Raw genomic sequence first — 12,758 nt, forward strand, 5'->3', positions numbered from 1 at the left:
GGTTGGTCTGCACCCGGTGCCGGGGGGAAGGCGCTGCCGGGTGTACGCCTGAAAGCATGGGCGGCGGTAAGGGTCCGCGCGGGGCGACGATTTTCAGATCAGTGACTTATGGGACACAACTTCGGTTAACAGATTAAGGGCGTAACGAACCCGCCAAGGTGTCACGCCGCGACCCGCTCCCGCACCTTCGGGTTGGTGAACGCCATCCGCCCGTCGTCGACCTTGCCGTAGCGGATGGTCATGACGTCCTTCATGTAGCTCTGATCGACGCGCCAGGGTTTCTCGACGCCCTGCCGCGGGAAGCGGGCGACGCCGCGGGCGACGTAGCTGCTCGAGAAGTCGAGAAAGGGGGCGGGGTCGACCGCCGCGCCGCCGCGCACCGGCGTGCACTGGCGCATGCCCTTGGCATCCATCGCATTGAGCAGGCGGCAGGCGTACTCGCTCGTCAGGTCGGCCTTCAGCGTCCACGACGCATTGGTATAGCCGAACACCGACACGAGGTTGGGCACGTCGGAGAACATCATGCCCTTGTAGCTCAGCGCCTCGTTGAGCGGCGTCGGCACCCCGTCGACGGTGAAGCTCATGCCGCCCGCCAGCTGCATATCGAGGCCGGTCGCGGTGACGATGACGTCGGCGGGCAGCTCGGCGCCCGACGCGAGGCGCAGGCCGCCTGCGGTGAAGGTCTCGATCGTGTCGGTCACCACGTCGGCGCGGCCGGCCTTGATCGCTGCGAACAGGTCGGCGTCGGGCACCAGGCACAGGCGCTGGTCCCAGGGGTTGTAGCGTGGGGTGAAGTGCGTCGCGACGTCGTAGTCGGGGCCGAGGTGGCCGCGCACCATCTCGATCAGCTTCGCCTTGACCTTGTCGGGCTTCTTGCGCGCCATGTTGAAGAACCAGCCGCCCAGCGTGACGTTCTTGAAGCGCACGAGCTTGTAAGCGAGCTTTGCGGGCAGGTTGCGCCGCAGCCAGTCGGCGGCGGCGTCGGCGGCGGGGCGCGATACGACATAGGTGGGCGAGCGCTGGAGCATCGTCACGCGCGCCGCGGTCTTCGCCATCTCGGGCACCAGCGTTACCGCCGTCGCGCCGCTGCCGATCACCACGACGCGCTTGCCCGTGTAGTCGAGGTCTTCGGGCCAGAACTGCGGGTGGACGAGCTTGCCGGCGAAGTCGCTCATGCCCGGCCATTCGGGCGTGTAGCCGGCGGCGTAGTTGTAATAGCCGCTGCACAGCATGACGAAGTTCGCGGTGAACTCGCGGGCGACGCCGTCGACTTCGGCAACGACGGTCCACGCCGCGTCCGCGGTCGACCAGGCGGCGGACTTGACGTGGGTGTTGAAGCGGATGTGCCGTTCGATATCGGCCTCGCGCGCGGTGTCGCGGACGTAGCCGAGGATCGACGGGCCGTCGGCGATCGCCTTCGCCTCGCGCCACGGGCGGAAATTATAGCCGAGCGTGTACATGTCGCTGTCGGAGCGGATGCCCGGGTAGCGGAACAGGTCCCACGTCCCGCCGATGCTCGCGCGGCCTTCGAGAATGACGTACGACTTGCCCGGGCATTTCTGCTGCAGGTGGTACGCCGCGCCGATGCCCGACAGGCCTGCGCCGACGATCAGGACGTCGAAATGCTCGGTCATTGGCGGTGCCTTACACTAACGGCAACCACGCTAGCGCGGATCGCGCGACGCGTCATCCCCACCAAGCTAGGCGCGAGCGTCGGCTGCCTGTTCGCCGTCCGCCACCCGGTCGCCCTCCCACTTGCTCACCACCGCCGTCGCGATCGCATTCCCGATCACGTTGGTCGCGCTGCGCCCCATGTCGAGGAAGTGGTCGATCGCGAGGATCAGCAGCACACCCTCCTCCGGAATGTCGAAGAAGGGCAGCGTCGCGGTGATCACCACCAGGCTGGCGCGCGGCACGCCGGCGATACCCTTCGAGGTGATCATCAGGAGCAGCAGCATGCCGATCTCCTGATACAGCGTCAGGTCGATGCCGTAGGCCTGGGCGATGAACACGCTGGCGAAGGCGCAGTACATCATCGACCCGTCGAGATTGAACGAATAGCCGAGCGGCAGCACGAACGACGAGATGCGCTGCGAGATGCCGTAGCGCTCCAGCGCCAGCAGCAGCTTGGGATAGCTCGCCTCCGACGAGGCGGTGGCGAAGGTCAGCAGGAACGGCTCGCGGATCGCCTTGAGCAGCCGCACCACCGGCGCGAAGCCCAGCACCGTGCTGCCCGCCGCGATCAGCAGCAGCCACAGCATCGCCAGTGCGAGATAGAAGCCGCCCATGAAGCGCGCGAAGGTGCCGATGATCTCCAGCCCCTCGACCGCGATCGACGCGGCGACCGCGGCGAACACCGCGAACGGCGCGACGTTCATGACATAGCCGGTGATCTTCAACATCAGGTGGACCAGCGCGTCGAGGCCGCGGACGATTGGTTTTCCAGCGTCGCCGATCGCGGTCAGCCCGATGCCGGCGAACATCGAGAAGACGACGATCTGCAGCACCTCGTTGGTGCTCATCGCCTCGAAGATCGACTTGGGCACGATGTGGCTGATGAAGGTCTTGAGGTCGAAGCCGCCCTTTGCCAGGCCCGTCTCGGCGTTCGACGGCGGCAGCGGCAGGTTCACCCCGACGCCGGGCTCGAGCAGGTTGACCATCAGGATGCCGAGGCTGAGCGACACCAAGCTGGCGACGATGAACCACGCCAGCGTGCGCCCGAACATCCGCCCGATGCTGGCCCCCTGGCCCATGTGCGCGATGCCGGTGACGAGCGTCGCGAGCACGAGCGGCGCGATGATCATCTTGATCAGGCGCAGGAAGACATCGGTGACGATGCCCAGATAGCCCGCCGCCGCCTTGGCCTGCGCCGCGTCGACCTGGGTGTTGATCGCCCAGCCGGTCAGCACGCCGAGGACGAGGGCGATGAGGATATAGCGCGTCAGGTTGCTGGTCATCGCGGCGCACCGTGGCGGCGCGCGCGCGGACGGGCAAGCGGATTTACGCGCGCCGCGCCGTTAAGCATTCGGCCTGCGCAAACTCCGCAGCCGTCGGCCGTAGCCTTGGGGGAGGAGAGCGGCATGGCCCTGGCAGAACGCGACGACGAGCATGACGGGATGACGATGGTCGACCGGCGGCGGCCGGGGCGACTGGCCGAGGTCAGCCCGCACCTGATCCCGCTGCTGCGCGCCGAGGAGCGCGCCAAGCTGCCGCCGCTCGAGGATGTGCTGCGCGATGCCGACCGGCAGATCGATACCGGGCCGGGGGTGGTGCTGGGCGTCGGGCTCGGCGCGCTGCTGTGGGCGGCGATCATCGCCGGCGGCTGGTCGATCGCCAGCGCCTTCTAGGCGAGCAGGTCCTCGACGGTGTCGTGGAAGCGCTTGACCCCCTGTTCGAGGCCGCCGAGCAGGACGTGATCGACCGCGCCTGAGCTGAGCCCCTGCTGGCCGAGGGCGGCGGCGCGGAAATCCTCGCCGGCGAACACACCCTGGTCGAGCAGTTTCCAGCTGCGCGCCCAGTGATCCTCGGCCTTGGCGTCGCGGGGCGGCTCGGGGATCAGCATGAAATCCTCGACCAGCGTGCGGTCGACCTCCTGCGGCATCAGCGTCATGATGTTGATGTAATCGGGCGAGGCGACGATCACCGTGGCCGGCAACAGCTGGTACGCGAAGGTCACGCTGCGGCGTAGGGCACCCCAGTCGTTCCAGTCGACCCCCTCCAGCGCGGCAGCCCGCCCGACCGCCGAGCGCGCGTGCGGGCCGATCGCGTCGCCCGTCGTCACGCCGTCCTGGAAGAACTTGCCGATCGTGTCGGCGTGCAGCCGGGTGACGTGATAGGATTCGAGGAAGGCGTCCATGATCAGCTTCCAGTTGGAAGCGACCGCGTGCGTCTGGCGCGCGTAGAGATATTGGTCGGCGAACCCCAGCGCGTCGAAATCGGCGGCGAGCGGCCCGGCGACGAGGTCGAAATCGTAGCTCCGCGCGGGGTCGAGCCCGACCCAGATCAGCCCGCCCGCCTCGCGCATCGGCAGCGCGACGAGGCCGCGCTCGTGTCTGTCGAGGCACGGGAAGGTCTCCGGGCGCGGCAGCCCGGCGAGGCTGCCGTCGAGCTTGTAGGTCCAGGCGTGATAGGGGCAGACGAGCCGCGGTGCATCCGAAGGCGCGCTCCCCTCGACCAGCCGTGTGCCGCGGTGGCGGCAGACATTGAGGAAGGCGTGAGCAACCCCCCGCGCATCGCGGGTCAGCAGCACGGGCACGCCGAACCCGTCATGCGTGACGCTCATCCCCGGCCGCGGCAGCAGCGCCGATGGCGCGAGGCAGACGGGCATGGCCCCGAACAGCCGGTCGCGCTCGCGGGCATAGCGTACGGGGTCGGTATAGGCCGATGCAGGCACGGCCGAGGTGACGGCGGCAGGCGCGATCGCCAGCGCCAGCCCGGGTATCGCCTCGGCCAGCGCACGCTGCCCCGGCGTCGGGGTGCGGAAGGGGGTGACGGCGTTCATTCTGATCTCCCGTGCGCAGTCTGGCACGGATTGACGTAAGCGTGAACCATCACGTGCGTGACAGCCGCAGCGGGCGGGCTACAACAAGGCATGACCATCACATCGACCGGCTGGCGCGCTATCCTCCCCGCCGGCCTGCGCCCCTATACCGAGCCTGCGCCGCTCGCCGCGCTGGCGCTCGGCATTTCGTCGGGGTTTCCGTTCGCGATGATCGCCTCGACCTTGTCGACGCGGCTGGCGGAGGCGGGGATCGACAAGAAGGCGGTGACGGCGTTCGCGCTTGCCTTCCTGCTGTACAACTTCAAGTTCCTCTGGGCGCCGATCATCGACCGGGTGCGGCTGCCGGGGCTGGCGAACGCGATCGGGCAGCGGCGGGCATGGCTGGTGGTGGTCGGCATGGCGACCTTCGCGGCGGTGTGCTGGCTGGGGCTCGCCGATCCGCGCGCGGGGCTGGGGCCGGTGATCGTCGCGACGCTGCTAGTGGCGTTCTGCGGGGCGACGTACGACATCATCATCGACGCCTTCCGCATCGAGATCCTGACGCCCGAACAGCTCGGCGTCGGGTCGGGCATGTCGCAGTACGGCTGGCGCATCGGGTCGAGCGCGGCGGGCGCGACCGCGCTGCTCGTCGCCGAGGCGCAGGGGTGGAGCGCGGCCTATGTCGCCGCCGCCTTCTTCGCGCTGCCGGCGATCGTCGCGGGGCTGCTGATCGGCGAGCCCGTGCGGCACGTCGTCGAGGGGCCGGTCAAGCGCGGCTTCGCGGCGGTGCAGGACGCGGTGTTCGCGCCGCTGGCGGACTTTCTGCGCCGCGACGGGGCGTGGCTCGTGCTGGTGTTCATCCTGTTTCACAAGATCGGCGACACGCTCGCCAACTTGACGTTCCGCCTGTTGTTCAACGATCTCGGCTTCACCAAGCCCGAGGTGGCGTTCTACGATGTTCAGCTTGGCCTCGTCGCCTATCTGGTCGGCGTGTTCGTCGGGGGCATCGTGTTCACGCGGCTCGGCATGAAGGCCGCGGTGCTGACCAGCCTGGTGCTGATGGCGGTGTCGAACCTCAGCTTCGCAGGACTCGCGGCGCTCGGCCATTCGAACGCGGGGATGGCGGCGGCGATCGGCTTCGAGAATTTCACCAGCGGCATCGGCGGGGTGGCGATCGTCGCCTATCTGTCGGCGCTGTGTAACCTGCGCTTTACCGCGACGCAGTTCGCGCTGCTGTCCGCCGCCTCGTCGATCGTCGGGCGGACGATCAGCGGCACGACCGCGGGCGCGCTGATCGAGGGGCTGGGCTACGTCAACTTCTACCTGCTCACCACGGTCGCGGCGCTGCCCGGCATCCTGATCTACATCTACATGCTGCGGAACGGCCTCGCCGATACGCCGCGCGACGAGGACCAAGCGACAGTGTAACAATTCTCGTCTAGGCGCTGTCACAATTGGCGGGGCCGGGAGCGTGACATGGGCAAGCACAAGCGCAGCACGGCGGTTGCCGCCGACTGGCTCGCAGTGACACCGTACATCCACCGCGCCGGCACGCTCGACGTGCGCCTCGCGACATCGAGCGAGGAGATCGAGGCGGCGCAGGCGCTGCGCTACCAGATTTTCTACGACGAGATGGGCGCCGCACCCGCCACGCACATGCTGGCGTCGAAGCGCGACATCGACGATTACGACGCGGTCTGCGACCATCTGCTGGTCATCGATCACGGCGAGGACGGGCGGCCGCATGTCGTCGGCACCTACCGGCTGCTGCGCCAGGTCGTCGCGCAACTGAACCGCGGCTTTTACTCGGCGGGCGAGTATGATCTGTCGCCGCTGATCGAGACGTCGAAGACCAGCGGCCAGCTGCTCGAATTGGGCCGCAGCTGCGTCGCGCCCGACTACCGCAACAACGCGACGATCTCGCTGCTGTGGCGCGGCATCGCGAGCTATCTGCAGACCCACTCGATCGGCTTCCTGTTCGGCTGCGCGTCGCTGCACGGCGCGAACGCCGGCGCGCATGCCGCCGAGCTCAGCTATCTCTACCACCATCACCTCGCGCCGCCCGAGCTGCGCGCGCGGGCGCTGCCCGAGCATTATGTGCCGATGGGGGTGCTGCCGCCCGAGCGCTTCGACGCGCGCGCCGCGTCGAAGGCGCTGCCGCCGCTGATCAAGGGCTATCTGCGCGTCGGCGCGCTGATCGGCGACGGCGCCTTCGTCGACCCGCAGTTCAACACCACCGACGTGTTCGTCGTGATGCCCGTCGAGCGGATCACCAAGCGCTATGCGGGCCGCTTCGACGTCGCGGGCGACGCCAACTAGCCCGCGTCCTGGCTGTTGGCCTTGAGGACGCCGCCCGCGATGTAGAGCGAGCCCGCGACGAGCACGACGGGCGGCCGCGCGCGGTCGGCGCCGTTGGCGATCGCGGTCAGGGCACCCGCGACATCGGGGGCCGCGGCACCGGGCAGGCCGGTTTCCTTGGCGATGCGGACGAGATCGGCGGGCGCGTGGTGGGCGTGGCCGGGGACGGGGACCGGGTAAACCGCCGTGACCCGCCCCGCGAAGGGCTTCAGGAACCCCGCCGCGTCCTTCGCGGCCAACATGCCGAGGACGAGGTAGAAGGGCCGTTCGGCGAGGTTGTGCGCGCGGAAGGCATCGGCCACGGCGCGTGCGGCGGCGGGGTTGTGCGCGCCGTCGAGCCAGACCTCGCTGCCCGGCGGCAGCAGGCCGACCAGCGGCCCGGCGTCGAGACGCTGTAGCCGCGCCGGCCAGTCGGCCCAGCCCATCGCGGCGCGCAACGCCGAGTCGGCGACCGGCACCTCGTGCTGGTGGCGCAGCATCGCGACCGCGAGCGCGGCATTGTCGAGCTGGTGCGCCCCCGCCAGCCGCGGCAGCGGCAGACTGAGCTTGCCGCCCAAATCGCGGTAGTGCAGCGCGCCTTCATACACCGCGGCGTCCCAGTCGGGGCCGCGCTCGATCAGCTTGGCGCCCGCGACGCCCGCGACCTCGGCGACCTTGGCGGCGATGGTGCGCGGGTATTTGGACACCACGAGCGGCACGCGGCGCTTGGCGATGCCCGCCTTCTCGCCCGCGATATCGAGGATCGTCGGCCCCAGCCATTGCTGGTGATCGAGACCGAGCTGCGCAATGCCCGTCATCACCGGCATGACGACGTTGGTCGCGTCGAGCCGCCCGCCGAGTCCGACCTCGATTACGCAGGCGTCCGCCGGGGTACGCGCGAAGGCCAGCATCGCAACCGCGGTAGTCAGTTCGAAGAAGGTGATGCGTCCGCCGCCGTTGACCGCGAGCACTTCGGACAACAGGCCGATCAGCGTGTCGTCGTCGACAATGTTGCCCGCCAGCCGGATGCGCTCGTTGAAGCGTACGAGGTGCGGCGATGTATAGGCGTGCACGCGCCGCCCCGACGCCTCGAGCCCGGCGCGCAGGAAGGCCGCGGTCGATCCCTTGCCGTTGGTCCCGGCGATATGGAATACCGGCGGCAGCTTCTGGTGCGGGTTGCCGAGCCGCGTTAGCAGCCGCTCGAGCCGCGCCAGCCCCAAGTCCATCGTATTCTCATGGAGCGCGAACGCCGCAGCGAGCAGCGCGTCGAGCACCGGATTGTCGCTGTGCGCGGCTTCCATCTACGCAGCGGCGGCGTGCGGCCGCATCAACAGGCCGAGCAGGCGGCCGAGGGTTTCGCGCAGGTCCTTCCGCGCCACGACCATGTCGAGCATGCCGTGTTCGAGCAGATATTCGGCGCGCTGGAAGCCTTCGGGCAGCTTCTCGCGGATCGTCTGCTCGATGACGCGCTGGCCCGCGAAGCCGATCAGCGCGCGCGGTTCGGCGATCTGGATATCGCCCAGCATGGCATAACTGGCGGTGACGCCGCCCGTCGTCGGGTCGGTCATCACGACGATGTAGGGCAGCCCAGCCTCGCGCAATTCGGCGATGGCGACCGTGGTGCGCGGCATCTGCATCAGGCTCAATATGCCCTCCTGCATGCGCGCGCCGCCGGCCGCGGTGAACACCACGAAGGGCGCGTGCGCGTGGATCGCGGCGCGCGCGCCGGTCAGGAAGGCCTCGCCGACGCCCTGGCCCATCGACCCGCCCATGAACGCGAAATTCTGCACCGCGACGACGGTCTCGACGCCGCCGATGCTGCCGCGCGCCAGCGTCATCGCCTCGGTCTCGCCGGTGCCGGTGCGCGCCGATTTCAGCCGGTCGGTGTAGCGCTTCTGGTCGCGGAAGCGCAGCGGGTCCTCGGTCGTCGGCGGCACGGTGATGCCGACGTGCGCGCCGTGATCGAAGATCTGCGCGAAGCGGTCGCTGGGCCCGATGCGCTCGTGATGGTCGCAGCGCGGGCAGACCTGGAGGTTCTCCTCGAACTCCTTGGTGTAGAGCATCGCGCCGCAGTTGCGGCACTTGTGCCACAGATTGTCGGGTGTCTCGCGCCGCTTCATGAAGCCCGTCAGGCGCGAGCGTGTCGTGGTCAGCCAGCTCATGCTGCGTCATCCAATCTGGCGGCGCGCACCGCGGTGGCGAGCGACGCGACGAAGGTCTCGACCTGTCCGGGCAGGTCGTTGGCACGCGCGGTGTGCGCCGCACCGATCAGCTCAACGATCGCCGAGCCGACGACGACCGCATCGGCGACGCGCGCCACGGCGGCAGCGGCAGCGGGGGTGCGGATGCCGAAGCCGACCGCGACGGGCATGTCGGTCGACGCCTTGATGCGCGCGACCGCGACGCCGATGTCATCTGCGGTCGCGCTGCCTGCTCCCGTGATGCCGGCGACGGCGACGTAGTAGAGAAAGCCCGATGCGCCCGACACAATCGCGGGCAGGCGGCGGACATCGGTGGTCGGCGTCGCGAGGCGGATCAGGTGCAGCCCGTGGCCGGTCAGCGCGGTAGCGAGCTCGGCATCTTCCTCGGGGGGCAGGTCGACGACGATGCAGCCGTCGAGGCCCGCGGCGTGTGCATCGCGGGCGAACTTGTCCGGACCGTACGCGAGGATCGGGTTGAAATAGCCCATCAGGACCAGCGGCGTGTCGGCATCGCGCGTCCGGAAGTCGGCGACCATCGCGAGCAGGCGCACCAGCGTCACGCCGCCGCCGAGCGCCCGGATATTGCCCGCCTGGATCGCCGGGCCGTCGGCCATCGGATCGGTAAACGGCATGCCGATCTCGACGATGTCGGCCCCGCCGCGGACGAGCGCGTCGAGGACCAGCGGCGAGGTCGTCAGATCGGGATCGCCCGCGGTCACGAAGGTGACGAGCGCGGCGCGGTGCTGCGCGGCGCAGCGTGCGAAGGTGCGGGAAAGGCGGTCGGCGCTCACAACGCCACCCCCAGCGCAGCCGCCACCGTGAAGATGTCCTTGTCCCCCCGCCCGCACAGGTTGGCGACGATGATCTCGTCCGCGCGCATCTGCGGTGCGAAGCGCGTCACCGCGGCGATCGCGTGCGCGGGTTCGAGCGCGGGGATGATCCCCTCGGTGCGGCACAGCAGCTGGAACGCCCGCAAGGCTTCGTCGTCGGTCGCCGACTGGTATTCGACGCGGCCGATCGAGTGGAGCCACGCATGCTCGGGGCCGATGCCCGGATAGTCGAGGCCCGCCGAAATCGAATGCGCCTCGGCGATCTGCCCGTCGGCATCCTGCAGCAGGCGCGTCTTGTTGCCGTGGAGGACGCCGTCGACGCCCCCGACCAATGACGCGGCATGCTCGGCGGTGTGCAGCCCGTGGCCCGCCGCTTCGACCCCGACCATCCGCACGCTCTCGTCGTCGAGGAAGGGGTGGAACAGGCCGATGGCGTTCGACCCGCCGCCGATTGCTGCGCACAGCACGTCGGGCAGGCGGCCCTCGGCCTCCATGATCTGCGCCTTGGCCTCGCGGCCGATCACCGACTGGAAGTCGCGGACCAGCTCCGGATAGGGGTGTGGGCCGGCTGCAGTCCCGATGATGTAGAAGGTGTCGTGGACGTTGGTGACCCAGTCACGCAGCGCCTCGTTCATCGCGTCCTTGAGCGTCTTCGATCCGCTCTCGACGGGCCGCACCTCGGCCCCCAGCAGCTTCATGCGGAAGACGTTGGGCGACTGCCGCTCGACGTCGCGCGCGCCCATGTAGATCGTGCACGGCAGGCCGAAGCGCGCCGCGACGGTGGCGGTCGCGACGCCGTGCTGGCCGGCGCCGGTCTCGGCGATGATCCGCGTCTTGCCCATGCGCTTCGCCAGCAGGATCTGGCCGATGCAGTTGTTGATCTTGTGCGCGCCGGTGTGATTCAGCTCGTCGCGCTTGAAGTAGATCTTCGCGCCGCCGAGATGTTTCGTGAGCGCTTCCGCGAAATACATCGGGCTCGGGCGGCCGACGTAGTGTGTCATCAGCCAGTCGAACTCGGCCGCGAACGCCGGGTCGGCCTGTGCGGCGCGGTATGCGGTCTCGAGGTCGAGGATCAGCGGCATCAGCGTCTCGGCGACATAGCGGCCGCCGTACGCGCCGAAATGGCCGCGCGCGTCGGGTCCGGCCCGGAGGGATGCTGCACTCGCCACTAGATCGTCCTGACCGTTTCCAGAAATGCCCTGATCTTCGCCACCGACTTGACGCCCGGTGCATCCTCGACGCCCGACGAGACATCGACGAGGCCGGGGCCCGCAATGCGGATCGCCTCGCCGACATTGTCCGCGTCGAGCCCCCCCGACAGGCCCCACGCCATCCCCGGCCGCGCACCGCCGAGCACGCGCCAGTCGAAGCGCAGGCCGTTGCCGCCCGGCAGGGGGGCGGAACTAGGCGCTTTGGCGTCTAGGAGCAACAGCGCGGCACCATGCGCGGTGAGGCTCGCGGCGCGGATGTCGGCGGCAGACGCGACGCCCGCGGCGCGCCACACAGGCTTGCCCCAGCGCGCGCGGATTTCGGTGAGGCGGACGGGGGTCTCCGACCCGTGCAGCTGGACGATGTCGATGGCGGCGATCGCAGCGTCGAGGAGGGCGTCGTCGGGGTCGACGAACACCCCGACCCGGGCGACGCGGCCCGGCACGCGCGAGGCGAGGCCCGCCGCGCGCTCGGGCGTCAGGTTGCGCGGGCTGCGCGCGAAGAACACGAAGCCGACATGGCTCGCGCCGTGCGCGATCGCCGCGTCGAGCGTGTCGGGCGTCGACAGGCCGCAAATTTTCACCTGGGTAGTCACAGGCACGATCAAATTCCGTCATCCCCGCGAAGGCGGGGACCCAAGGTCATGATCTTTGGCGCGAAGGCCGAACACCCTTGTGCCACAGTCGGTGACCTTGGGTCCCCGCCTTCGCGGGGATGACGGACGAAGCTAGTCACAGGCTCGCGGCGATGGCGCGCGCCGCTTCGGCCGGGTCGGCGGCACCGGTGATCGGGCGGCCGATGACGAGCATCGACGCGCCCGCATCGAGCGCCGCGCGGGGGGTCAGAGTGCGCTTCTGGTCGTCGCCGCCGTCGACGACGCGGATGCCGGGGACAACGAAATAGCCATCCGTCCACCCGGCCTTGAGCGCGGCGACTTCGTGCGGCGAGCAGACGACGCCGTCGAGCCCGGCCTCGCGACTGAGGTCCGCAAACCGGGCGACCTGCGCCGCGGCGCCGTCGCTCACGCCGAGCGGCAGCAGGTCGTCGTCGTCGAGGCTGGTCAGCACCGTCACCGCGATCAACTTCGTCGCAGGCGCACAGGCATCGCGCGCTGCCTTCAGCATGTCGGCCCCGCCGCCGGCGTGGACGTTGACTACCGCGAGGTCGAGCGAGCCCAGCGACTTCAGCGCCCCCGCGACGGTGTTCGGAATGTCGTGCAGCTTGACGTCGAGGAAGATCGGCAGGCCGAGCCCGCCCATTCGCCGTACCCCCTCCGGCCCGTTCGCCATGAAGAACTGCAGGCCAAGCTTGAGCCCGCCGACATGGCCGCCGACGGCGCGCGCCAGGTGCTCGGCATCGCCTAGGTCCGATGTGTCGAGCGCGACGAAGACGGGGTTCATCCGCACCCCGGTGGCACGACGATCGGCTGCGCCTCGCTCGGCAGCGTCGCGCGCGGCTGGGCCTGCAGCTCCGCCGGCGCGGGCGCGACATAGGCGACGGCAGCGTCGCGCGGACGCATCCGGTAGCGCAGCGATGCCATCACATAGCCCGCGAAGCCGACGACGAGCAGCAGCAGCGGCAGGCGCACGACGACCTCGGTCCGCCCGAAGATCATCGTCACCGCGGTCCAGTTGGCGGCGGCGAAGGCCAGGAAGGCGAAGGCCAGCAGCAGCCAGAACACCAGGCGGACGATCCGCACCG

At 69.5% G+C, this 12,758-nt stretch carries 13 protein-coding genes; 3 read left to right on the forward strand and 10 right to left on the reverse strand.

Annotated features, from left to right (window positions below; genetic code table 11):
- Window positions 1-161: 161 nt before the first annotated feature.
- Together FMM06_RS01155 and FMM06_RS01160 are read right to left on the reverse strand one after the other, a co-directional pair.
- Window positions 162-1,634, reverse strand: a complete 1,473-nt coding sequence (locus FMM06_RS01155) for a flavin-containing monooxygenase (RefSeq protein ID WP_143554390.1) — start codon at window positions 1,632-1,634, stop codon at window positions 162-164.
- Window positions 1,635-1,700: 66 nt separating this feature from the next.
- Complete coding sequence (locus tag FMM06_RS01160) at window positions 1,701-2,957, reverse strand: dicarboxylate/amino acid:cation symporter (RefSeq protein WP_143554391.1); 1,257 nt, start codon at window positions 2,955-2,957, stop codon at window positions 1,701-1,703.
- Between the two features lie 123 nt (window positions 2,958-3,080).
- On the opposite strand from FMM06_RS01160, the gene FMM06_RS01165 reads away from it, so the two are divergent.
- A complete protein-coding gene (locus FMM06_RS01165; RefSeq protein ID WP_143554392.1) occupies window positions 3,081-3,347 on the forward strand; it encodes a hypothetical protein in 267 nt (88 codons plus the stop codon).
- Here FMM06_RS01165 and FMM06_RS01170 read toward each other — a convergent pair.
- On the reverse strand, window positions 3,344-4,501 hold the full coding sequence (locus FMM06_RS01170) for an aromatic ring-hydroxylating oxygenase subunit alpha (protein WP_143554393.1): 1,158 nt from the start codon (window positions 4,499-4,501) through the stop codon (window positions 3,344-3,346). The genes FMM06_RS01165 and FMM06_RS01170 overlap by 4 nt on opposite strands.
- A 90-nt stretch (window positions 4,502-4,591) precedes the next feature.
- On the opposite strand from FMM06_RS01170, the gene FMM06_RS01175 reads away from it, so the two are divergent.
- A complete protein-coding gene (locus FMM06_RS01175) occupies window positions 4,592-5,908 on the forward strand; it encodes an AmpG family muropeptide MFS transporter (protein ID WP_143554394.1) in 1,317 nt (438 codons plus the stop codon).
- A 48-nt stretch (window positions 5,909-5,956) separates the two neighbouring features.
- Window positions 5,957-6,799 (forward strand): GNAT family N-acetyltransferase, encoded by an 843-nt coding sequence (locus FMM06_RS01180; RefSeq protein WP_143554395.1) that lies wholly within the window; start codon window positions 5,957-5,959, stop codon window positions 6,797-6,799.
- On the opposite strand, the gene FMM06_RS01185 is transcribed toward FMM06_RS01180, so the two are convergent.
- The 7 genes from FMM06_RS01185 to FMM06_RS01215 all read right to left on the reverse strand — a co-directional run bounded on the left by FMM06_RS01185 (window position 6,796) and on the right by FMM06_RS01215 (window position 12,756).
- Complete coding sequence (locus tag FMM06_RS01185; protein WP_143554396.1) at window positions 6,796-8,118, reverse strand: bifunctional folylpolyglutamate synthase/dihydrofolate synthase; 1,323 nt, start codon at window positions 8,116-8,118, stop codon at window positions 6,796-6,798. The two genes, FMM06_RS01180 and FMM06_RS01185, sit on opposite strands and share 4 nt — an antisense overlap.
- The gene (accD, locus tag FMM06_RS01190) at window positions 8,119-8,979 is read right to left on the reverse strand and encodes an acetyl-CoA carboxylase, carboxyltransferase subunit beta (protein ID WP_143554397.1); all 861 of its coding nucleotides are present in this window, start codon (window positions 8,977-8,979) and stop codon (window positions 8,119-8,121) included. It lies immediately after the preceding gene.
- Window positions 8,976-9,809 carry a tryptophan synthase subunit alpha gene (gene trpA / locus FMM06_RS01195; RefSeq protein WP_143554398.1) on the reverse strand — a complete coding sequence of 278 codons (834 nt, stop codon included), beginning with the start codon at window positions 9,807-9,809 and terminating at the stop codon, window positions 8,976-8,978. Before trpA ends, accD begins: the two co-directional genes overlap by 4 nt.
- Window positions 9,806-11,017 carry a tryptophan synthase subunit beta gene (gene trpB / locus FMM06_RS01200; protein WP_143554399.1) on the reverse strand — a complete coding sequence of 404 codons (1,212 nt, stop codon included), beginning with the start codon at window positions 11,015-11,017 and terminating at the stop codon, window positions 9,806-9,808. The genes trpA and trpB overlap by 4 nt, the downstream gene beginning before the upstream one ends.
- A complete protein-coding gene (locus tag FMM06_RS01205) occupies window positions 11,017-11,652 on the reverse strand; it encodes a phosphoribosylanthranilate isomerase (protein WP_185965125.1) in 636 nt (211 codons plus the stop codon). Before FMM06_RS01205 ends, trpB begins: the two co-directional genes overlap by 1 nt.
- Window positions 11,653-11,788: 136 nt before the next feature.
- Window positions 11,789-12,457, reverse strand: a complete 669-nt coding sequence (gene pyrF, locus FMM06_RS01210; RefSeq protein ID WP_143554401.1) for an orotidine-5'-phosphate decarboxylase — start codon at window positions 12,455-12,457, stop codon at window positions 11,789-11,791.
- Window positions 12,454-12,756 carry a hypothetical protein gene (locus FMM06_RS01215; RefSeq protein ID WP_143554402.1) on the reverse strand — a complete coding sequence of 101 codons (303 nt, stop codon included), beginning with the start codon at window positions 12,754-12,756 and terminating at the stop codon, window positions 12,454-12,456. Before FMM06_RS01215 ends, pyrF begins: the two co-directional genes overlap by 4 nt.
- Window positions 12,757-12,758: the final 2 nt, after the last annotated feature.

Source organism: Glacieibacterium frigidum, assembly GCF_007097155.1.
GTDB lineage: Bacteria > Pseudomonadota > Alphaproteobacteria > Sphingomonadales > Sphingomonadaceae > Glacieibacterium > Glacieibacterium frigidum.

Coding starts and splice junctions, on each gene's coding strand:
- accD (WP_143554397.1), bottom strand. CDS start 8,979: ATGAGCTGGCTGACCACGACACGCTCGCGCCTGACGGGCTTCATGAAG.
- FMM06_RS01185 (WP_143554396.1), bottom strand. CDS start 8,118: ATGGAAGCCGCGCACAGCGACAATCCGGTGCTCGACGCGCTGCTCGCT.
- pyrF (WP_143554401.1), bottom strand. CDS start 12,457: ATGAACCCCGTCTTCGTCGCGCTCGACACATCGGACCTAGGCGATGCC.
- FMM06_RS01180 (WP_143554395.1), top strand. CDS start 5,957: ATGGGCAAGCACAAGCGCAGCACGGCGGTTGCCGCCGACTGGCTCGCA.
- FMM06_RS01175 (WP_143554394.1), top strand. CDS start 4,592: ATGACCATCACATCGACCGGCTGGCGCGCTATCCTCCCCGCCGGCCTG.
- FMM06_RS01155 (WP_143554390.1), bottom strand. CDS start 1,634: ATGACCGAGCATTTCGACGTCCTGATCGTCGGCGCAGGCCTGTCGGGC.
- FMM06_RS01170 (WP_143554393.1), bottom strand. CDS start 4,501: ATGAACGCCGTCACCCCCTTCCGCACCCCGACGCCGGGGCAGCGTGCG.
- FMM06_RS01165 (WP_143554392.1), top strand. CDS start 3,081: ATGGCCCTGGCAGAACGCGACGACGAGCATGACGGGATGACGATGGTC.
- FMM06_RS01160 (WP_143554391.1), bottom strand. CDS start 2,957: ATGACCAGCAACCTGACGCGCTATATCCTCATCGCCCTCGTCCTCGGC.